Genomic DNA, 23424 nt, shown 5'->3' with positions numbered 1-23424 from the left:
TATGTTTTTTTTACTCGCAATTAACAAATATTTACATTTAATATGCAATATCCGTAGGGGCAATCGAAGCTTATTCAAACTCCGACTGCAAAATGCGTACTATCTCTTGAATAGTATCTTCTTCTAAATCTGTACGTCGTGTCAATTCTTCTAATGACAATGACAACACAGACTTCGCACTATCCAGACCAACGCGTTTTAACTCATCGATGATCCAGCTGTCGATTTCATCTGCGAATTCTTCAATATCCACATCCTCCTCTACCTCATCATTCTCTCTATATACATCAATCTCGTATCCGGTCAATTTGCCTGCCAACTTAATATTGTGTCCTCCACGGCCGATAGCTAATGATACCTGATCTGGTTTTAAATAAACAGCAGCCGTCTTCTCGTCCTCATCAATTTTTATTGAGGAGATACGAGCAGGGCTCAGTGCACGCGTGATATATAAAGAATGATTCGTTGTGAAATTAATCACGTCAATATTCTCATTACGCAACTCCCGTACGATACCGTGGATACGGGATCCTTTCATACCCACACATGCTCCTACTGGATCGATACGATCGTCGTAAGACTCAACCGCTACTTTAGCGCGCTCTCCGGGTTCGCGTACAATCTTCTTAATCGTAATTAAACCATCAAAAATCTCAGGAACCTCCAATTCAAACAAACGCTGTAAAAATTCCGGTGCAGTACGAGAAATAATAATCTTAGGATTACTATTCATCATATCCACCTTGTATACTACGGCACGGATACTATCACCCTTTTTAAAGTAATCGGCAGGAATCTGTTCTGTTTTTGGCAAAATCAATTCATTGCCATCCTCATCAAGCACAAGAATCTCCTTTTTCCATATTTGATAAACTTCACCGATCACAAGTTCACCTTCACGATCTTTATATTTTTTAAAGACCTCATCTTTTTCCAATTCCAACACTTTAGAAACCAAAGTCTGGCGTGCAGCCAGAATAGCACGACGGCCAAAACTTTCCAAAGTAATCTGTTCGATATAGTCGTCTCCGACTTCTAAATCAGGATCAAACTGATGTGCTTCAGCTAATTCAATCTCCAAATCATCGTCTTCCGAAAACCCATCTTCCATCACAACACGCGTTCTCCACATTTCCAAATCCCCATTATCCGGATTCACAATAACGTCAACATTTTCGTCTGTACCAAAACGTTTACGAATCATGCTACGGAACACTTCTTCTAATACGGTTATTACCGTCGGACGGTCGATATTTTTGAACTCTTTAAACTCCTGAAAAGAGTCAATTAAATTAATATTGCTGCTCATTTTTAACTAAATGAAATTAACACCTTTGTTTCTTTTATTTGATCCATTGGAAGCATGACTTCTTTTACTTCAGCCTTTTTCCCTTTTTCTTTTGTTGTCTCTGCTATGACTATCTCGGACTCCGACGCCTTTAACAGCTTACCCTCGTGCTTAACTCCATCAACCAGTTTAACACGAACATTCCGCCCTATATTTTTAGCGTATTGCCTAAGTGACATTAGGCCGCCGTCTATTCCAGGAGAGGACACTTCAAGGCGATACGCATTCTCAATAACGTTTTCCTCCTCTAGATGAAAACCAACATGCTTACTTACCCCTACGCAATCTTCAATTGAGATTCCATTATCTCCGTCCAATAGAATTTCCAGAACTCCATTTTTTAACATCTTTATAGAAACGATAAAAAGATCTGCTCGATCCGCAATCTTTTCCTCTACCAATTCTTTAACACGTTGTTCAACCTGCATAAGCTTATTAAAAATTCAATTAAAAAAGGGGGCAAACCATGCCCCCTTCCTTTCAGATATTACAAAAGTAGGTGTTTTTTTTCAAAAAAACAACCCATAAGCATATATTTTTACAGAAGCTATTCATTTCCATTTATACTATTGATTTTGGAAACAAAAAACATCCCTTTCATTACAAACCTTACTAGGAAATCTTTTTTGTATCCACTACAGCATTTATTGTTTTTTGCATCTGTGCCATCATGGATGTCAAGGATTCCATAGTAGGCTCCACATTCGGTTCCGGAAACTCCGTCGAAATATAAGCTTTAGCTTTCCATACTTCAAGAATTTCCTCTGCAGGAACCCAATAGGGTTCATACACTTTATTATCCGAAAGTAGCTTCAGCCCTTTTTCGTCTTTATATTTAAATGCAATACGCTTATAAACGACACCTTCATTATTAGAGACTACGATATAAGTCTGTCCAGGTTTTATATCGTGCCAATTTTCCACATACTCGCCTACCACTATAGTACCGCTTGGCATTGGCAACATCGAATCACCTTTAATCTCAAAAGCCCGATAGGTCCCTTGTCTAAATATCGGCAGAGAAAACCTTGGAAGATCCTTCACGAACTCAGGATCCCCATAACCATTTAAATAACCGGCGCTGGCCTTAGTAGGCACCAATTCTATATTTTCACGATCTTCCCCATCCACAGTAACACTCAGCACCCGTAAGTTAGAGGCATTACTCTTTGGCACGGGCTTCCAATTCTCGTCAATATGATCATTTGCCAATTCGTCCATTGATAGATCATAATAAGAAGCTATTTTTTTTAGCAAACTATATTTAGGCTCAGCACGATCTTCTTCGTACGCTCCTACCGATGCACGCTTAATATCCATTACATCAGCAAATTGTTGCTGTGTTAGTTTAGCCCTTTTTCTTAAGAACTTCAGGTTTGATGCTATGTTTGACATAAATTATTTTAAAATATATTTTTCAAAAACTAATTTTATTAGTAACATTGTGCCAATAAAATTAGTAAAAAATAAAACTACAACCAAATAATTTAGTATATCACATGAAAAAACACCTAATTTACATCGCTACAGACCCTAACAGAGTATCTGTTGAAGCTGGATATACACAAGATTTAATGACACAATCATCCGATCTGCAATTCCACTCTATCCACAGCTCAGGTAGGTCACCTAAATTTAATCGTATTGTACACGTAGAAGAATTTTCGTCTTTTGATATCGCACAAAAACGTCTGATAGAACTGACCCGCTTTACACGCATGCAGAAAGAACGATTAATCAGAAGACACAATCCGAATTGGCTAAATATAACATCGTTAAACGCTGGTATGACCAACCCCGCAACAATACATCTTTCACAGACTCTTGTGTCCGCTTACTAAGCCAATTTGATTCCGTTGTGATATACTAGAATAAGTTGTATAAAAAAGTCCTCAATTCTATTTAAGGACATTATAATATTCATAAAAAAAGTCGTTGTTTAAACCTTAGTCTAAACAACGACCCTTAACAACCTCAACATATATCGCATATGTTTTAGGTATAGACTACCATCCCGGCGTAAAGTTTAATCCAAAAGCACCAAATTTTGAACGGGTCTTTTGAAATGGGATAGCGTAATACGGCTCCAATATCATTGCGCCAAAAAGATTGACACGCAATGATACCCCTGCGCTAAATATTGGCACTCTGACATTTTCACTGTATTCCATCACCTGCTGATTGGTTTCTGGATCTATAATAGGTTTTCCCTGTCCATCAACTGCAGGTACCTTATCTGCATCCGTTTTGTCCCATTTAATCTGATCGCCGCCGCGCCATGCCAGACCTCCATCAATAAAAAAGTTCAGATCCGAAAATAAAAAACCAGACTTAACTACAGCAAGCTTCTCAGGCCCCGTAAATGGAATACGTACCTCAAGGTTCGCTATAGCCATACGTGTTCCGATCAGATCCGAAAAATTCACTTTACCCTGTGCGTCAAAATTTCCCGTTTCGTAACCTCTTATCAGGTACGGATACCCGATGTACAACGGGTTTAGAGCTTTCTCATCTTTTCCGGTACGCATATACGAATATACACGCCCTGCTATCGTCACAGGTTTAAGCCTGTGGTATTTTCTCAAGTCTACATTCAGCGCGGTAAAACTATAATCTCCAAAATATTGCTCTACACCGAATCGGTATCTGTACCCCTGCAGTGGCGCTGCTATACCAAATACCGCATTGTCACCAACAAAACCGGCATTCACCTGCTGCAGCGTAAAAGGCTTCATACTTCTAATTCCTAGCACCTCTTCTGCCTCCTCATTCGATATCTTTTGCCGATCACCATATCCCCAATAATAGCTTTGACGCCATTTATCCACGCGATAACTATAGCGCGATATTGCCGCACCGGCTTCGACACGATGATGACGGTTAAATGGAAAAGCTACAAATCCTTCCGCCTGCGTTTGAAAAGTACGAATCAGATAAGTATTCAACGACAACTCCGGCCCGTTACCAAAATCCTCTGTCTCATACATATTATATCCCGACATATACGGAATATGAGACAGCGCTCCTCCCCAGTTGATACGACTACGTTGGTTAATGTAAGCCAGTTGTCCACCGAAATCGTAAATCTCTCCATTAATATTCAAGGCAGCAAAAATCTGATTATAACCTAAGATATCCGAAAACATACCCTGCACACCACTCGAGATCCCCGCACCATATCGCGAACCTACAGACATCCCAATACCACTATTGGCTAGGTAGTCCAATTTAAATTTTGGCGTGTAGGCGATATTATTAATCTGTTCATCACCGATACGACCGAATACATTAAAATTACGCAGGTTAGTATTGACCACGTTAACTCCTCTGCTCATCAATGGAGGCAACATTGCCGCTGTAAAGTCACTTTTACTTCCGTCTACGACCACCGCTTCAAATTCAGAACTTTTCGCTTTATAGACATTATATTTATTTTTTTTAAAATAAGAGTACACTATTTCGTCGTTATTGGAAATGCTCATCGCTGGAGAATACTCTGTAATCCCTGATATTCCTGTGAAATAGTCCGTCAAGCGTTCTACCGTACCTGAAGCAATCAAATACCGGTACATATTACGGTAGCCGTCTCCATTCGACAAGAAATAGATTTCCTGTCCATTGGAGGAAAAGTGTGGATTTAAGTTATTCGCTCCAGGAAAGACATTAATATTCCGAATCTCTCCCGTAGACACTGTCAATACCGCTAAGTTCATCGGAATATCCACCTCTCTGTTGTCACTTTGCAACGCCAATCTATCTGTACTAAACACAATATACTTGCCATCTTTCGAATAGCTTGGTTGAAAATCCGAATACACATCATTCGTCAACTGTGTCACTTTGTTCGTTTTCAAGTTGTAGGTATACAGATCCGAATGTCCATTGCTCAATCCAGAAAAAGCCAGTGTTTCACCATCCGGAGCCCAGGTTATATTCGCAAACTCCACAATATCCCCCATCGATTGCACAGATAGAGTCTTGCCTGTCTCCACGTCCACTGTCATCAACTTGCTTTTTCCCTCACTAAACACAGAAAATGCAAATTTCTTACTATCTGGAGAAAATGAACCCGCAGACTCTAAAAAACTAAACTCGTCAATATCTTTATTCGTCAATTTACTTCCTAACTTACGGATCATCTTTCCTGTATAGGCGTCTGCGAGATACAGATCAATACTGAACATATCCTTTTCCGACAGATAAGCCACATATTTACCATCGGGAGATATCGTAGGAGACACATTCATACTTCCTCCATTCGAGGGGTTAATTAACGATACACCAATTGGTCGTGATGCTGTATCCTTTCCCAATCCACGATACATACTTTCCATACTATTCTTCCATAGTGTAGAGACAGTCTGCGAATCATAGCCAAATACCCTTCGCATAGCGTAATCATATCCATATTTCGCCGTCTCTATAAATAATGGCATAATCACGGTATCACCATATGTAGAGCCGATATAAGACCAGAACGCCTGTCCGTATCGATAAGGAAAGTAGTTATAGGACTGCTCCGTCATCTGCTTTAGTGAAGGGATATCATTATTTACATACGCATCCCGCATCCACATCGATGTAAAAGCATCCTTCTTGCCGATCGAAAAATACTCGGCCATCCCTTCCACCATCCAAAGAGGGATGTTTCCCAGATTTTCCAGACGAGTAGAATCACCTCCCTCCATGATCACCCTGTACTGGAATGCGTGTACCAGCTCGTGCCCCAATACATGTCGCGTCTGTTGGTTGATCTGCATAATAGGCATCACTACCCGTTGTTTGAAGGCCTCGGTCACACCACCGGTCCCCACACTGATCTCTCCTGATATTGCAGTAGTCTGTTGAAACTCGGGATGGTTATTATAGACGATTATGGGATTTTTTCGGGAGAATGTATCTTGAAAGACCTGTTGATGTAGCTCATACCACACCTCAGACTCTTTGGCAAGCCAACGGACCAAACTATCATTTTTTGAATAATAGTAAAGGTTAAAATGAGGTGTGTCATACACCCTAAAATTCAACTTCTTATAGCGCATTTTATTCTGCCCAAAGTATTGCGCTTGTGCAGCCTCGCCCAATACTATCAAAAATAAAAAAGCTAAAGCTATTTTAGTCACCCACTGGATCATTCCGTTAGTCATAATTGTCGTAATTTATAATTCAATAAATCTATCAATAATTAGCGTAAAAAACTCATAATCATAGCACCGTTTCATCAATTAGTTCACGTTGCCCTGTCCTGCTCCAGTTGGCCCCAACTCCTCTAGTTCTGGTAGTACCAACTCCTCTAAATTTTCAGTATCTGTTGTTGTATCCGTACTGTCACTAGGTTGCTCCACCCGAATACGCGGGCTTGGACACCTATATTCTTTTTTTATCTCTACTGTAGATTCAGGAAACTTTCCAAATGTTACCCCCAGTTCAGGATGTTTATACAATTCTTCCATGAACAGTGCATAAATAGGCAGTGCCGTTTTGGATCCTTCGCCTGTAGCAGAATTCTTAAAGTGTATACTTTGTTCGTCGCAGCCGACCCACACCCCCGCTACAAGATCCTTTGTCACCCCCATGTACCATCCATCTACATAATCCGAAGATGTACCTGTTTTTCCCCCAATTTCATTACCGTCTCTAAACAAGTCCCACTCCCATAACGCCTGTGAAGTGCCTCGAGGTTCCTCTACAGTACCTCTTAGCATATAAGTCATCAACCAAGCGTTTTCTGGATCGATCACTTTCTTCTGCTCAGATTTAAAGGTAGCGATTGTATTACCGTCCATGTCTACAATCTTAGACACCAATACAGGGTCAGTCTTCTTTCCTCCATTCATAAAGGTACCATAAGCACGAACCATCTCAAACACCGATACATCGTTCGATCCCAATCCCACAGAAGGTACAGACTCCAACTTACTTTCTATACCACACTGATGTGCTACATCGACTACTTTATCCCAACCAACAGCCTCAGTCACCTGAGCTGTTATTGTATTAAGCGATCTCGCCATCGCCCAACGGAGTGACATTTCCTGATAAGACACGCTCCAATCTGCATTTTTCGGTTCCCATACTTCATTCTCCCCCTTCTTATTGATGAATTCTATCTTCACAGGTTTATCCGTAAATTTATCGCAGGGAGTCATTCCAGACTCCAGAGCCGCCATATAGGCGAAAGGCTTAAAAGTAGATCCAGCCTGACGCTTTGCTTGATTGACGTGATCAAATTTATAATAATTGTGATTGATACCACCTACCCACACTTTAATTTCACCGTTATACGGATCCATGGCCATCATACCTGTATTCAGCATCATGAGATAGTGTTTTAATGAATCCATTGTGGAATAGTTTACTTTTTCCATTCCTTTCCAGGTAAAAACCTCCATCTCCCGCTTTTCCTTCATCGCTACAAACACACTGTCCTCATTGTTCTTGTACTTTTGCATTAACCCTGCATAGGAAGGTAGTTTACGCGCATGATTTTCCAAAAATTCAGGAATCACATTACCTTCTTTATCCCGCCAAGGCTCTTCACTGCCCCAGGTATTCTTTAGGCGGCGTTGCAATTCCTCCATTCGATCAGCGACTACCTTTTCTGCAATTTTCTGCATCCTCGAGTCGATCGTTGTGTAGATCTTTAACCCAGCCTTGTTAATATCAATTTCGTTGTCCTGACTCCATTTATCCAGCCATCTAGCTACTGCCGAACGGATATAAGAGTCATTACCATCAATAGAATCTTTATAATTCAAATTTAAGTTCAACGAATCTTTTGAAAAATCAGTCACCTGAGCCTGCGTTAGATAACCCGACTTTTCCATTTGAACCAACACCACATTACGGCGTTGCATAGCATTTTTCGGATTACGTATTGGATTATAAATTGTCGTCCCTTTGAGCATACCCACCAAGAGAGCACTTTCTTTGATATCCAGTTTACTAGGTTGCTTATTAAAATAGCGCAATGAGGCGGATTTGATACCGTAAGCATTATTGCTAAAAGACACCGTATTCAAGTACATCGTAATGATCTCGTTCTTACTATACTTATTTTCCAGCTTGTACGCGGTCATCCATTCTTTGAACTTAGTCACCAGAATATTTATGCCTGGTATCTTGTTGAGATAGCCTTGGGCATGCGCATATCGTGTTTTGAAAAGATTCTTAGCCAATTGTTGCGTGATGGTACTGGCTCCTCTTGGATCGCCTTTCAAGGTAGATACAGCTCCAGAAACCAATCCCAAGAAGTCAACGCCATTATGTTTATAAAAACGGATATCCTCCGTCGCGATCAGCGCATCGAGTACATGTTTAGAAATACTATCAAAAGGAACCGGATCACGATCTTCTTCAAAATAACGTCCAATAAGGACTGAATCCGCTGTATACAGCTCAGATGCGACGTTCAAAGTTGGCATCACAATATCCTTTTTTGTAGGCGAATAGCCAAATAGACCTAAAAAATTAAGTTGTACGGCACAGGTAAACAATATGATACTATAAATGACAATAAGTATATATCGTAAAAATCTATTTTTAACACGTCTAAACATGCGGTAAATATGAATAAAATGTTTTGAAATCTGATATTTTACAAAACAAAAATAAACTACGCACAATAAAATTAACGAATTTTAACAAACTCTAATAATCTACTGAAACACGATATTTTAACTACCGTATTTTCTATTAAAATATGTTCATCCGTTTTAATTAAAATGAGATCCAATATCTAATATCGGTTTAAATCATTATTTTTACCCATGTAATTAACTTAGATATGCTAAAACAGACATTACAGCAAAAATTATTACAAAAACTTTCTCCGCAACAGATTCAGTTTATAAAACTGTTGCAGGTACCTACAGCATCTCTAGATACACGAATCAAAGAAGAGCTGGAAGAAAACCCTGCATTAGAGGATGGCAGTTTGGCCAATATGAATGACCCTGTAGAAGAATACCCGGACAAAGACCCCGAAGAATATGAAAACGGTGAAGATTCTTTCGACGAAGAATTCAGTGTAGAAGACTATATACAAGAAGACGATTACAAAGACTACGGCAGTAACTATTCTAGCGATGATGAGGACGAGCAAAAGGAAATCCCGATTGCTATTCAAGATTCCTTTTTTGAAAAGTTACAGAGCCAGCTCGATTTACTAGCTTTAAGTGATAAGCAATATCTAATTGGAAATCAAATAATAGGAAGTCTTGATGACGATGGATACTTAAGACGGCAGATACTTTCGCTTATCGACGATCTTGCATTTTCACAGAATGTAATCACAGAAGAGGCAGAAGTCGAAGAGATGCTTCATGTCATCCAGTCCTTTGAGCCTGCGGGCATCGGCGCACGTGACTTACAGGAATGTCTTTTGATCCAACTCAAGAAAAAAGACCAGAATAACCCTACCGTTCGACAGGCAATACGTGTCGTCCAAAACTATCTTGAGGAGTTTACAAAAAAGCATTATGATAAAATCGAAAAGCAACTTGACGTCAACTCTGAGCAGCTGAAGGATATTGTTAATGAGATATTAAAATTAAACCCCAAACCTGGAGATTCTGCTGCAGTAGCCGGCAAGCAGTTGCAGATCATCCCCGATTTTCACATCAGTAATGATGATGGCGTCTTACATCTCACACTCAATGGCCGAAATGCCCCCGAGCTACGTGTATCCCGTTCGTATCAAGATATGTTCGAACACTATGAAAAAGCAGAGAAAGGCGACAAAAAAATGAAAGAGGCCGTACAGTTTGTCAAACAAAAATTGGATTCGGCCAAATGGTTTATTGATGCCATCAAACAACGCCAGCAGACCCTGCTTAAGACAATGAATGCAATTATGGAGTTTCAGTATGATTATTTCCTGACCGGGGATGACCGTATGCTCAAACCCATGATCCTAAAAGATATCGCCGAAGAGATCGAAATGGATATATCCACCGTCTCCCGTGTCGCCAATTCCAAATATGTACAGACAGAGTTTGGGACATTTTTATTAAAATCATTCTTTTCTGAGGCTATTCAAACAGATTCTGGTGAAGAAGTATCGAATAAAGAAGTAAAAAAAATACTCGAAGAATGTATCGCCAACGAAGATAAGCGTAAACCGCTAGCAGACGAGAAACTTACCGATATTTTAAAAGAAAAAGGTTACACCATCGCTAGAAGAACAGTAGCCAAATACCGTGAGGCACTTAATATTCCGGTTGCCCGATTACGTAAGGAACTCTAGTCCTTTGGCGAATCCTATTTAACTTTCCTTCTGTTTTGACCTGCAGAAGGAAAGTATCCGTAAAAAAACTTCCCTCACAAAAAAACACTATCTTGTACAATGTCTAACGATAACCCCATAATCCATGGAAAATCCTATAGTTAAGCAAAAAAACAAGCTAAAGAGAGCTGCCAAGCTTATCAGTATATTGGGAAAATATGGCTTTGAAGACCTTAAATCAAAGATCAGTAACACAGCTAGCAATTCCAATAATCCGACAGAAACCTCCAATCACCAGCCCCTCTTTTATGAGCGGATACGCAAGGTGATTGAAGAACTCGGCCCCACCTATGTCAAGTTTGGCCAAGCCCTATCTACACGTGAAGACTTATTACCTGCCGAACTCATTCTCGAATTAAAGAAGCTTCAAGACAATGTAGCCCCCGAAAACATCAATATCCATGAATGGTTAGAAAGCGAATTACCAATAGACATAACGGAAACATTCCTTCATATCGAAAAAGAGCCTTTTGCCTCAGCCTCCATTGCCCAGGTCTATAAAGCTACGTTGGCCAACGGCGACACCGTAATCCTTAAAGTAAAAAGAACCGCAATACGCGAAATGGTCACGGCCGATCTGCTCCTAATCAAAGATATAATCAACGTATTAATGAGCTATTATCCACTCATACGAGAGATCAATCTACCCCAGGTTTTCGAAGCATTCGAAAAGAATATTATGGAAGAGCTTTCTTTTCTCAACGAGCTCAAAAATATCCAGCAGTTTGCACGTAATTTTTCTGAGGAGCGTCGAATCAAACGCATGCAGGTATACGCAAACCTCTCGTCCGACAATCTGCTCTGCATTTCCTGGATTGACGGCGTACGTATTACAGATATTGAGGCACTGCGGTTGCAACAGCTAGACACCGAGCACATTGTAGACACAGGACTTGATCTTTATCTTACTCAAGTGTTAGAGCATGGTTTCTTTCATGCAGACCCCCATCCGGGCAATCTCTTGGTCACACCCTCCGGTCAGATTGCCTTTATCGACCTGGGCGCTATGGCCAAGCTACTCCCCAAAGACAAAGAATATCTCGAAAACTTTATTCTCTACTTTGTAAACAAAGATATCGACAACCTGATACGATCCATCAAAAAGATGTCAATACGTATCAATATCACAAACGAAAAGATCCTTGTGCGTGATCTCCAGCAATTGTTTACAATGATTGATTCACAGACCCTAAAAGAACTCGATATCAAAGACATATTTTCCAGATTCTCCAATATTCTCAATAAAAATGACATCCTCATGCCAGATTATATTTATCTTTTGGTTCGTGGCATCGTACTTATCGAGGGAATAGGAAGATCCCTTCTACCCGATTTAAACATTATAGACAAAGTAAAACCCTATGTTGCTAAAATTATGGCCAAACGACTATCCCCTCCATATGTCATCGAGAATATACTGCAATCCCTACAGCAACTGCAAGGTACACTGACAACAGCCCCCCAATCCATGACAGATTTACTCCATAAAGTCGAACAGGGCGAACTAAAAATACGGTTGGACAGCAAAGATCTCGAAACATTTCAGCGACAACAACGCAAAGATCACAGTGTCAACAGACATCTATATCTTGCCTGTGCTACATTCCTTGGTGCCTGCTTGCTGGCAGATACCCAACAGCCCGCACTTTTGGGTTTACCATGGATCACATGGACATTGTTTATCCTAAGTTTCACTTTGTTGATCATTGGTTGGATTCGAAAAGCAAAAACAGCGTAAATCACGTATTATCTCTTAAGTTAGCTCTTTTATTTTTTTGGTATCTTTACTTTATCTTGTTATCTTGCTCTTTTTAGCAAAGCTTACCAATTCTAACTAAATATGAAAAACAATATATTATTTATTATAGGTTTAGCTATATCCACCTATTCCTGTAATTCTTCAGCACCTATAGGTGGTAAAGCAACGTATGCAGGTGGTCTCACCCTACGAGACTCTGTTTTTATGGTCGCAGAATCCGATCTAGACAAAGATAGTCTCAAATATTATTATTTCGGGATCGCTGCAGCCCCCTCTCGTCTATTTAACCGTTTACGCGAACACAATATTTTGTTGATAAATAATATTGACATCCCCAACCAACACTATGCAGTATATAATCAATTTGCAGATTCCATTATCCTATCACGTACCGGAAAAACCTTTCAAGAACTATTTGACGAGAAGTAGTGGACCGCTTCCAAAACGTATATCCGCAATGGATTGATTAACCTCTTCCAGCATGGCAATTCCCCGCATTACATACGTTCGCTGTCGATTTCGATGAAAAAGTTGGTATAGTAAAAATCAATTGAAAACGGAACTGCCAAGCTAGCGTCCTCATCTAGACTTCTCACACCTTCATTGCCATAAACTACACTGTTATAGACTTTGATGCGTGTACCTGATTTATTATACATCCCCGCTGTTACCGAATTAGGATTTCCGACAATAGTATTCCCTACGATACTACTATTGATCCAAGTCATCGTGCCAGATTCTGTATTTTTATTATAAACACCGCCTCCATAAGCCGAAGAATGAGAAGAACAGACCCTATTTCCGACAATTTGGTTATTAATCCATGCTATAGCGCCACTATTACTATTAAATATTCCGCCACCATAAGCTAATGAACTCGAAGTAGCATGATTATCTTTTACGACCGTATTGGTCCATGTCATGACACCTTCATTCGCATTATAGATAGCTCCACCGTAAGTCAATGATGTTGATGTGGCGGCATTATCACTGAAATAATTATTCGTCCATATCATTGTCCCCTTACCATAGTTCCAGTTATAAACAGCTCCTCCAAAAGCAGCCGAAGCGACCGATGATGACAAAACAGTATTGTTATGGATGTTGTTGTTGTGCCAAGTCATTACACCTTCACCACTATATTCCGTATAAACACCACCTCCGTAAGCATATGCAGAAGTAGAAGAAGCCATATTATCACAGATTTCCAGATTTTTAAACGTTGGAGATCCAGCCGTCACCATATTATATATCCCTCCACCATAAGCCCTGCAAAAACGATGCCCAGCCACCCGAATTGATGATCCTTGGTTGTCGCTTCCACCTCCCACTATAGAAAATCCATCCAGCCTACACTTTTCGCCCATATCCCCGGCCAATAACACCACATGAAAAGCTTTATCCGTTCTATCTGTCATTTTTAGCCCCTTTCCTTTGCCGACAATACTATCATCTCCCTTATAGTCTCCACTCAGAATAGTTGCACTACCACCCCTAAGTTTTAACAGGCGGTCAGACATCCCTGGATTACCCGACATCGGAAAACCACCATACAATTGCACATTCTTGACCAGCAAAAAACTTCGATCTCTCGGCTCCTTAATGGGGGTACTAAAGTGCTTACCATCTTCAGGGCTGTACATCGGCCGATAAGTTCCCTCAGCTACCCATATCTGCAATGGTTCGGCCTCCGACCATAGGCCTTTATCTTTATTTTCATAAGCCCATCTCAATGCATCAGCGAGTTCAACTATGGCATTTTCCCAATTCTTACCCGAGCCATTTCCATCGCGCGCGGCTTTATTTACATACAAGATGCGCCCATATGGTGATATATGTTTTCTATCTAAACAACTTTTCACTTCATAAGCTCCTCTATTTGGGACTCTTTTGAGCCTACGAAGAGCACCGCTACTATTTTCATCTATTTCCAAGATATTCCTCCTTCCTGCGTCACATATTTTCCAGATTACAATTCACGCTATTATTCAGTTCCGAATCAGTTTTCTTTCACATAGTCCCAGTTTCAAAGGTGAGTTTATGCAAATTTTCAAGTCCTATCTGAGATACTCAGGCTTAAAAAACAAAACTAAAATAGCAATTTATTACCGATTAAAGAAACCCTATATTTCCTTGTCGCTAATTTTTTTTCAACACCACATCCTTCTTGTTTTACAATAAAGAAGTCAAAAAAATCTGATTATCAACCATATGAAACTAAGCCGGAAAGAAAAAACATACCTTTTTCAGTTGTTTTTACTTTAGCACCTCTAGAGTTTCTTTTGTCAAGGGCAGCTCCATACGTATTCTTTGTAATCGACATCGGAAAAAAAGGCTATCACAGCTATAATAGGTTTTTTTTGACGTCAAGGTGTTGGTTCTCGAAAAGGCATTATAAACAATTAAGAAACCTTATATATCAAGTATATCGGTGAGACTTTTACATCCAAAGAAGGTCTATATACCGATAATCTCCTAATCGCCGACATGAATTTGGAAACCTTGATTCCCCAAAAGAAACACACCGGAGTACTTCTTAGGATAAAAAAAACGTACCTTTGTATTCATTTTGCGCAGGCCAAACGATTCGATTATTACATTTACACGCAATATTTGCAGACGAAAGTTATGTTTACAAATTCAAAATTCATCTTCTTATTAGCACAAATATTATTTCTTACCGTCACATCATATTGCCAACAGATTGACCCCCTTCAGTTGCATGAAGAGATTTCAGCCTTAAATGATAACAATCAAAACGAAAAGTCTATCCTTATTTTAGAAAAAATCATAAGTGATCCCCGTTCTACCGTTTATGACCGTTATTATGCATACTTAGAAAAATCACTAACCTACAAACAGCTGTATAATTACTCTGGTGCCTTAAAGAATCTAGAGCTGGCCGCTCAGGAAATTAAAAATACAGACAAAGAAGATCAGCTAAACATCCGGGTCATTATTGAGCGCATACTCATTCATTTTGACCTTAAGAATGAAAAGGAGTACCTAGAACTGCTAAAACAAGTAAAGCCCGAAAATCTTCAATATGTCAAAAAAGAGACCCGCGCATTCTATCAGTGTATCCTTGGCCACCTCGAACTTCACAAAGGCAACTATAAAGAGGCTGATCAACACTTCGATGACTGTATCCAGCTTTTGGAGAAAGAATCCCCCAAACACCTTCCTATTATCTATAAAGTCAAAGTAGAGCTTTATAACAATATGGGCCTTAAAAAGGAGGCTTTAGCGGCATTTGAAAAGGGACTTGAATATGCAAACATGTATGATATCGACATTTATAAAATCATGATGTACGAGACCATCATCTATTATTATACGTCCAATAAAGAGTATGAAAAAGCCTATCTGGCGCAAAAAACCGTTAGCGAGGCCCGTCGTCAATACGATGCTGCCAATAGAAGTGGTAAACTTAACCTACTTGAAAAAGAGCTATTACAACAACGCAATGAGATAGAAATCGTAAACCGGAAAAATCTTATGTGGCTATTTTCCTGTATTATTATTCTTCTATGTACTCTTATTTTTGTGCTGTTCAAACTCTATCAATCAAACAAGCACCGTCGAATCCTGATGGAAAAAGAAATGGATCAGATGCGCATTAGACTAGAACAATATATCAACCGTACTTCGGAAGAAGTAAAAGACGATATAAGCAAAAAACTAAAGAACACTAAATTAAAGGCCAGACAAATTGAAGTAATTGAACTCGTTAGACAAGGCAAGACCAATAAAGAAATTGGGACAGAGTTATTTATATCCGAAAACACGGTTAAGTATCATCTAAAAGCTATTTACGAAATATTGGACATCGACAATCGTTCAGCTTTGCTTAAGGATAAAACTAGGTTCACCGACTTAGGAGATTGATCGTAGTGATTTTTTCCGTAATACTGGTGCAAGTGAAATGCAAGAGATTGACCGCGTACACCGCGACTATCCCGATCTCCAGGATGACGAGTTCGTTCGCTCGTTTTTAAATGGAGAATCGGCCAAGTAATAGAAAGACCTGCAGGTGTGCAGGTCTTTCTACTTAAAGCAATATCCCCGTTAATGCAAAGCCGACCAGTATGGTCACGACGATGGCCACTATACCAGGCAGCATAAAGCTATGATTTACGACAAACTTTCCGATTTTGGTTGTTCCCGTTCGATCAAAATCTATGGCTGCCAGCAGAGTCGGATAGCCCGGGAGTAGAAAGTCACCATTTACAGCTGGAAACATGGCCAGTAGGTGCGGATTAGTGATTCCTAGCGCTACGCCCATAGGCATGATTGTACGTGTGGTGGCTGCTTGGCTGAATGTCAACGCACCCATCAGAAATAATGCTATCGCAAATGTCCAAGGCTGCGCTGTGACGATACCCTTAAAAGTATGTTCGATCGCCGCCTCATTGGCCAACATAAACGTAGCACTCATCCACACCACCCCGAGTATCGATACGACAGCTGTCGCCATCGATGTAAATAGGCTCATCTTCGCTACCTCGGCAGTCGAAGTCTTGGTGACCAACATGATCATCGCCGACGCCGATAGCGTGATGATCATGATCAGTGTGGTAAGGTTGATATTACCGTTTGCATTTACGCTAAAACTAGGATTACCGCCCACATGAGGTACCAACCCCGGAAAAGCACCAAAAATCACAATCAGAAGAATAGCGAAGGCAAAGATAGCTACCGCTGTCTTTGCTCCCGGCTTCGGTTCATAATGCACCTTCTTTCCTTCATCAACTTCCATCGGATCCATTGAGCGCGCAAACTCAGGATCTTTCATTTTTTCCAAAAATACGGGATCCCTATCCAGTTCTACCCCTTTCTTCCATACCGCTAATATACTGGCCAATATTCCACAGATCGCGGCCGGTATACAGATCATCATGATATGAATAGATGCAGATGAATACGCCAGTATAGAAGCCAAAGATGCGCTGGCCGCACTCATAGGGCTTCCGGTGATCGCTAAATGCGATGCTATTACCGATACAGAAAGTGGCCTCTCGGGTCTCACACGCTGTTTGGCAGCCACCTCCGAAATAATAGGCAGCAGCGAATACACGATATGGGCGGTGCCTGCAAATAGACATAAAAAATAAGTCGTAAACGGCGCAATAAACGTTATTCGGCTTGGATTTTTACGGATGATACGTTCGGCGATACTAACCAGATAATCCAGTCCACCTGCAGCCTGCAAAGTAGCGGCCGTAGTCACTATAGCCAGAATAATCAATAGTACCGCGATCGGAGGCTCAGCAGGAGTCATACCAAATACAAACACAAAAATCAATAGACCGACCATCCCCATCACCCCCAGACCTATTCCTTTCATCCGGGATCCGATCAATATCATCCCCAGTAAGATTGCTAACTGCACAAATATCATCGGGCAATAAATTTGGGATGGATCAGGTTTTCAATCGAATAGATCTCTTCCCACTTCGCCTGACTTATTAATTTCCGTTCGATCACGACTATTTCGTATATAGACTTGCCCGAGCTAAGAGCCTCCTTAGCGATAGACGAACACTCCTCATACCCCAATATCGGGTTCAGTTGCGTCACGATACCGATACTTTGCATTACCATATTTTTGCTATGCTCCACATTAGCAGTGATCCCCACTACACACTTATCTTTTAGTGTGCGGCATGCCTTGGTCAGGTACTGTAAAGAGGTGAATAGTGCCATCCCCATGACAGGCTCCATAACATTAAGCTGCAGTTGTCCGGCCTCCGCAGCCATAGTCACTGTCAGATCAGCACCGATTACGTAATAACAGGTCTGATTCATTAATTCAGGGATGACCGGATTCACTTTGCCCGGCATGATCGACGATCCCGGCTGCATAGCAGGCAGATTAATTTCATTAAGACCGCACCTTGGCCCACTGCTCAGCAACCGCAGATCATTACATATCTTACTTAGTTTTATAGCATTCCGCTTTAACGTACCACTCAGCTGTACCAGAGCTCCTGTATCATAAGTCGCTTCGATAAGATCTGCCGCGAGCGTCACCGGCACCTGACTGATCTCTGCGAGGTAGTTGACACATAGTTGTGCGTACCCTTCAGGGGCATTCACTCCTGTACCGATCGCCGTAGCCCCCATATTCACCTCCGTGATCAAAAGAGAAGCCTCCCGTATACGCAACACGTCCTCACCCAAAGTCGTCGCAAAGGCGTTAAATTCCTGTCCCAGTGTCATCGGTACGGCATCCTGCAATTGGGTACGCCCCATCTTCAAGACCCCTTCAAATTCCTTTCCTTTCGAATAGAATGCCATCTGAAGCTCTTCCAGCGCCTGCGAAAATGAAGCTATCTTAAGATAGACCGCAATTCGAAAAGCGGAGGGATAGGCGTCATTCGTACTTTGGGATAGATTGACATCGTTATTGGGGTGGAGGTATTGGTACTCTCCCTTTTTATGGCCTAAGTATTCGAGCCCTAGGTTGGCGATCACCTCATTTGCATTCATATTCGTAGAGGTGCCGGCACCCCCCTGAATAAGATCGCTCACAAACTGATCGGCAAATTCACCCGCAATCAGACGGTCACAGGCATAAGCAATTGCTTCAGCTTTCTTCAGATCCAGGATACCCAAATCTCTATTGGCCAAGGCTGCGGCCTTCTTGACATAACCAAAGGCTTTAATAAAAAGCGGTTCACTACCGATCGGTATTCCTGTAATATCAAAATTCTCTTTGGCGCGCATCGTCTGCACCCCATAGTAGCAGTCGTTGCTAATTTCCTTTTCCCCCAAGAAATCATGTTCAATTCTGAAAGTTGTCATCGTGTTCTGTTTGTTTATATGGTTTGTATTTGGTGTATATAAGTGATCGGTATCAAACCTACATAAATTAGCCTTTACGCGCAATATAATTATGTGGTATTTTAAAAGCGATTTTTGCAGTTTTCCTCCATTACCAGTTTACCCCGACCTTCCTGGGAACTTTCAATGTTCTGGGTAAAAAAAATTAGAACAGATTGAACCTTTTACTGTTATTTATATCTAAAGAATCGTAACACGCAATTATCTTACTTTAAATAGGCCTTATCATGGAGAAAAGTAAAAACCTGCACCTACTATGGCGTAGTGGCTTTGGCCCAGCTCTTTCAGATATTCAGAAATTAGACAAACTGACTACTAGACAATTATGGCAAAACATAAAAAGCAATAGTTTGACAGTCCTACCCGATATCAGCCCCTCCAGTTCCTTCGTCCAGGATAATTACGACAAGAGTGCAGGCGCAGATCTTAGCAAAGCAGAAAAAGAGGCGTGGAACAGAAAGATAAGGCAACAAAGCGCCAAGGATATCAAAGAATTTAATCAGCAATGGATACGTTCAATGGTAAACAGCACCAATCAACTTGGCGAAAAAGTAAGCTTCTTCTGGCATCATCACTTTGCTATACGCCACCCGAATAGTTTTCTACAACAGGACGCCGTCAATAGTATCAGGCGCAACGCTTTAGGCAATTTCCGTGATCTTTTAAGCGAAGTAAGCAAATCAGGCGCCATGGTACTCTCGCTCAATAACCAACAGAATCGAAAAAGCTCACCCAATGAAAATTTTGCACGCGAGATCATGGAACTTTTTACCATGGGGATCGGCCACTACACCGAGCAAGACATCAAGGAAGCGGCCCGAGCGTTTACAGGTTGGGGAGTTGGCAAAGATGGAAGATTTGTATTCCATCGCAGATTGCATGATGACGGTATTAAGCAGATACTTGGTAAGACAGGCCGCTTCAATGGCGATGATGTAATCGACATCATCCTAGACCATCCCCAGACTCCGGTTTTTATTGTCACAAAGGTATACCGCTATTTTGTCAGTGAGACGGTAGACCAACATAGAGTCCAAGTGTTGGCTGCAGCATTTCGCAAAGACTATAATATCCGGCAGTTATTGGATAGTATCTTTGATAGCGAGTGGTTTTATGCATCGCAATATACAGGCAACCGGGTAAAATCCCCGATCGAGTTATTGGTCGGTATGCAGCGATTATCCCCTGTTGCCGCCATAGAAGAACAATTACAGTATCGGACCCAAAAGCAGTTGGGTCAGGTTTTATTTAATCCGCCCAGTATTGCTGGCTGGCCATCCGGCAAAAACTGGTTGGACAGCAGCACGCTAATGGTACGGTTGCAGCTACCACAGATTATCGCAGGGGCAGTAACAGCCAATTTAAGAACCAAAAGTGACGACGATACCAATATGGGTCTATCCAATCCAGATGATATCGTACGTCTTCAGCAGCGTGGCAGGATTGTCTCCAACCCCGCGTGGAATCTCTGGTTGTCCCAGCAAAATGAATCCACCATTACCACATCCATCAGTGCGGCAGCAATCCCGCAGGAGACCCGATCGTTGTTACAGCGCAAAAGTGGCGGTGATAAAAATGAATATGCACAGGCCCTGATGAATCTACCCGAATATCAACTCTGTTAAACCTCAAGCATCATGTTAATCAAAAGAAGAACGTTTTTACAAACGACAGCACTTGCCTCAGCAAGCTTATTTCTCCCCAAATTTTTGAATGCCATGGCAGGAAACACCCTACCTGATGGCAGGCAAAAAGTATTGATAGTCATACAGCTGACCGGAGGTAATGATGGATTAAACACCCTTATACCCTATACCAATGACCTTTACTATAGCAGTAGGCCAGCGATAGCTATCGGCAAAAATCAGGCTTTACGGATAAACGATGATGCGGGGCTCAATCCCCATCTCCCGATATTGAAGACATTACATGACGAAGGGTGTCTGGCTGTGCTCAACAATGTTGGCTATCCCGAGCCCAACCGTTCGCACTTCAGGAGTATGGATATCTGGCATACAGCCAGCAACCCCGACGAATACCTGTCAACAGGTTGGCTAGGTCGCTATCTGGACCATCAATGCAAAGACTGCGACCTGCCTGTTCAGCTTATCGAGACCGACGACATTTTAAGCCTGGCGCTTAAAGGAGAACAGTACCAAGGTATCACCTTTCGAGATCCACGAAAACTATATACAAAATCGCAGGAACAGTTCTACAAAAATATCGGGCAGGTACACCATCATGAACACGAGATGGCCGACTATCTGTACAAAATATTGGGAGACACGATCAATAGCACCAACTATATCTTAGAAAAATCAAGAACAAACCCCAGTACGGCAGACTATCCCTCGACCGCATTTGGCAATAATCTCAAACATATCGCTTCATTGATCCGAAGTGATATCAATACCAGCGTGTATTACGTTTCATTGGGTAGCTTTGATACCCACGTACGACAAGTCGGTAGACAAACTGAACTTTTCAAAGAACTGAATGCCGGATTAGAAGTGTTTATCAAGGATTTAAAAAAGGAAAATCGCTTCAAAGACACACTCATTATGACCTTCTCCGAGTTCGGTCGTCGCGTCGCCCAAAATGCAAGCGCAGGCACTGACCACGGGACAGCAAACAATATGTTTTTCATCAGCGGCGCACTACGACAAAAAGGAATTATCAATGCGTTGCCCGACCTATCCAACCTGAGCAGTGGTGACCTTCAGTACAGCGTAGACTTTAAAAATGTATATGCGACCATCTTAGATAAATGGTTAAACAGCAGCGCCCCAGATATACTGGGCAGAGACTTCAAAACACTTGATTTCATTTGAGAGAATAAGTTATACGACATCTCTTAATTCACTAGCATAACTTCCCACTTCTTCTGTCGCAAAAACAAGAGCGGAGTGGGTCAGCGGAAGCTTAAGTCAAGACCGTATATAAAGTATTACTTAACTTATACTAAAACATCATATAAAATCAATAATAACACTGATTAATAACGTTGTTTTACTTTAAAGAAATAACAGAATTTAAACTATTGCAAAATTCGCAATGGCAAAAAATGACTATTTCCACTAATTTTATCTAGCCACTCCGCTCTCTTACCCCAACTTTAAAACTCAAATTTGATTCCTCCCTTGCACGACATCTGCTGCTTTAAACATTAAGGCATTGTACATCCTGTGGAGCAGTGAATAGTCCCCTGTTTAAAAATTGATAATTGTTGATTCCCCTCAAAGTGACGACTCCTCTATCCGGCTTTGGTAATAGCATTACCGTTAGTCTTTCGGCATGATATCCTCTCTTCATCGTTACAAATAAAGATCAACGGTTTAAAACCGCTCTCCCAGTTGCTCCAATACCGTAAAAAAGCACAATACTACTTAAAAATGCAATAACGGGCCGAAACATTTCCAAGACCCTCTATTTAACATAACAAAATTTATCAACACGGATATAGAATCCCAATCACTCCGGAGGAGATAATCCGCGTTACGCCAGCACGAGCCGATTACACTTCTTACTTTTCGTGAATAAGCCCTTGTAATTTCTTTTAAAAATCTTTCGTTTTTTTGACTTTCTAAAAATGGATAAACCATCGCCTCTATGTAAACTATTTCGTGATATCAACACTAAACTAGAATCTTATTACTGAAAATATAAAGTAATGATACAATATAGAGCAGGATGGGACTAAAAGGTAAAAGCTACACCAGCAAAGCCTACAAGAACACATTAACGACAAAAGGCTAGAACGTGCCGCCTTTTGCATCTGTATGTACGGTATTTTTGCCGTTCGTGACCGTCGCCCCTTCGATGATCGCCCCATCGGCAGCCGAGCGTACCTCACCTTGGAGTACCGACCCCGGCTGCGTCTGAGCGACCGCCCCGCTTGTGGCGGGACTACTAAACACAACACAAAATATTATTAAACAAGCGGATAGCTTATGGCTGATAGCTCCCGGGAGCCACACCCCTCTTTGTTCGTCCCCTCGGCCGTAGTGGAGAGGTCGCTCGCCTACTGGCACCAGCTTTGTCTTTGCAGACACCCCACTTGCCATAGGCCCTCGGCCATACGTTCTTTGTTTAAGCCATTTTAAGCTTTTCTCCTGCATTATTTTACTACCGACGATCATAGACTCCACTTTGCTCCCGAAAGCCCTACAGCGCGCTCGAAAACCC

16 protein-coding genes are annotated in these 23424 nt (G+C 41.3%); 7 read left to right on the top strand and 9 right to left on the bottom strand.

Translation table 11 applies throughout. The features are described 5' to 3' along the window. Positions 1-70: 70 nt before the first annotated feature. The 3 genes from nusA to G7B20_RS16130 form a co-directional block, all read right to left on the bottom strand. Positions 71-1309 (bottom strand): transcription termination factor NusA, encoded by a 1239-nt coding sequence (gene nusA / locus G7B20_RS16140; RefSeq protein ID WP_164112462.1) that lies wholly within the window; start codon positions 1307-1309, stop codon positions 71-73. 2 nt (positions 1310-1311) lie between these two features. Further along, complete coding sequence (gene rimP, locus G7B20_RS16135) at positions 1312-1776, bottom strand: ribosome maturation factor RimP (RefSeq protein ID WP_164112461.1); 465 nt, start codon at positions 1774-1776, stop codon at positions 1312-1314. Between the two features lie 184 nt (positions 1777-1960). After that, entirely contained in the window at positions 1961-2743 is a 783-nt protein-coding gene (locus G7B20_RS16130; RefSeq protein WP_164112460.1) for an XRE family transcriptional regulator, read from the bottom strand. A gap of 104 nt (positions 2744-2847) precedes the next feature. On the opposite strand from G7B20_RS16130, the gene G7B20_RS16125 reads away from it, so the two are divergent. Then, positions 2848-3189 (top strand): hypothetical protein, encoded by a 342-nt coding sequence (locus G7B20_RS16125; protein ID WP_164112459.1) that lies wholly within the window; start codon positions 2848-2850, stop codon positions 3187-3189. A 165-nt stretch (positions 3190-3354) separates the two neighbouring features. On the opposite strand, the gene G7B20_RS16120 is transcribed toward G7B20_RS16125, so the two are convergent. Then, positions 3355-6495 (bottom strand): basic secretory protein-like protein, encoded by a 3141-nt coding sequence (locus G7B20_RS16120; RefSeq protein WP_240466028.1) that lies wholly within the window; start codon positions 6493-6495, stop codon positions 3355-3357. A 78-nt stretch (positions 6496-6573) separates the two neighbouring features. Then, positions 6574-8772 (bottom strand): penicillin-binding protein 1A, encoded by a 2199-nt coding sequence (locus G7B20_RS16115; protein ID WP_370626387.1) that lies wholly within the window; start codon positions 8770-8772, stop codon positions 6574-6576. Between the two features lie 362 nt (positions 8773-9134). On the opposite strand from G7B20_RS16115, the gene rpoN reads away from it, so the two are divergent. The 3 genes from rpoN to G7B20_RS16100 all read left to right on the top strand — a co-directional run bounded on the left by rpoN (position 9135) and on the right by G7B20_RS16100 (position 12822). After that, entirely contained in the window at positions 9135-10595 is a 1461-nt protein-coding gene (gene rpoN / locus G7B20_RS16110; RefSeq protein ID WP_164112457.1) for an RNA polymerase factor sigma-54, read from the top strand. Between the two features lie 124 nt (positions 10596-10719). Then, complete coding sequence (locus tag G7B20_RS16105; RefSeq protein ID WP_164112456.1) at positions 10720-12372, top strand: ABC1 kinase family protein; 1653 nt, start codon at positions 10720-10722, stop codon at positions 12370-12372. A gap of 102 nt (positions 12373-12474) precedes the next feature. Continuing rightward, positions 12475-12822: a hypothetical protein gene (locus G7B20_RS16100; RefSeq protein WP_164112455.1), complete on the top strand. Its 348-nt coding sequence runs from the start codon at positions 12475-12477 to the stop codon at positions 12820-12822. Between the two features lie 68 nt (positions 12823-12890). Here G7B20_RS16100 and G7B20_RS16095 read toward each other — a convergent pair whose 3' ends face one another. After that, positions 12891-14327 (bottom strand): hypothetical protein, encoded by a 1437-nt coding sequence (locus tag G7B20_RS16095; protein ID WP_164112454.1) that lies wholly within the window; start codon positions 14325-14327, stop codon positions 12891-12893. A gap of 694 nt (positions 14328-15021) precedes the next feature. Between G7B20_RS16095 and G7B20_RS16090 the strand changes: the two genes are divergently transcribed. Next, a complete protein-coding gene (locus tag G7B20_RS16090; protein ID WP_164112453.1) occupies positions 15022-16281 on the top strand; it encodes a tetratricopeptide repeat protein in 1260 nt (419 codons plus the stop codon). 163 nt (positions 16282-16444) lie between these two features. Here the strand turns inward: G7B20_RS16090 and G7B20_RS16085 are convergent, their stop codons facing one another. Next, complete coding sequence (locus tag G7B20_RS16085) at positions 16445-17794, bottom strand: anaerobic C4-dicarboxylate transporter family protein (protein WP_164112452.1); 1350 nt, start codon at positions 17792-17794, stop codon at positions 16445-16447. After that, positions 17791-19200 (bottom strand): aspartate ammonia-lyase, encoded by a 1410-nt coding sequence (aspA, locus tag G7B20_RS16080; RefSeq protein ID WP_164112451.1) that lies wholly within the window; start codon positions 19198-19200, stop codon positions 17791-17793. Before aspA ends, G7B20_RS16085 begins: the two co-directional genes overlap by 4 nt. 266 nt (positions 19201-19466) lie before the next feature. Between aspA and G7B20_RS16075 the strand changes: the two genes are divergently transcribed. After that, positions 19467-20864 (top strand): DUF1800 family protein, encoded by a 1398-nt coding sequence (locus tag G7B20_RS16075; RefSeq protein WP_164112450.1) that lies wholly within the window; start codon positions 19467-19469, stop codon positions 20862-20864. 12 nt (positions 20865-20876) lie between these two features. Further along, a complete protein-coding gene (locus tag G7B20_RS16070) occupies positions 20877-22070 on the top strand; it encodes a DUF1501 domain-containing protein (protein WP_164112449.1) in 1194 nt (397 codons plus the stop codon). A 921-nt stretch (positions 22071-22991) separates the two neighbouring features. On the opposite strand, the gene G7B20_RS16065 is transcribed toward G7B20_RS16070, so the two are convergent. Continuing rightward, positions 22992-23424, bottom strand: a 433-nt coding sequence (locus G7B20_RS16065) for a hypothetical protein (protein WP_164112448.1), incomplete at its 5' end; no start/stop codon positions are given.

Source organism: Sphingobacterium sp. xlx-96 (genome assembly GCF_011007365.1).
Taxonomy (GTDB): Bacteria; Bacteroidota; Bacteroidia; order Sphingobacteriales; family Sphingobacteriaceae; genus Sphingobacterium; species Sphingobacterium luzhongxinii.
The sequence above is the reverse complement of the archived record's forward strand: the minus strand, read 5'-3'. Positions and strand labels throughout refer to the sequence as shown.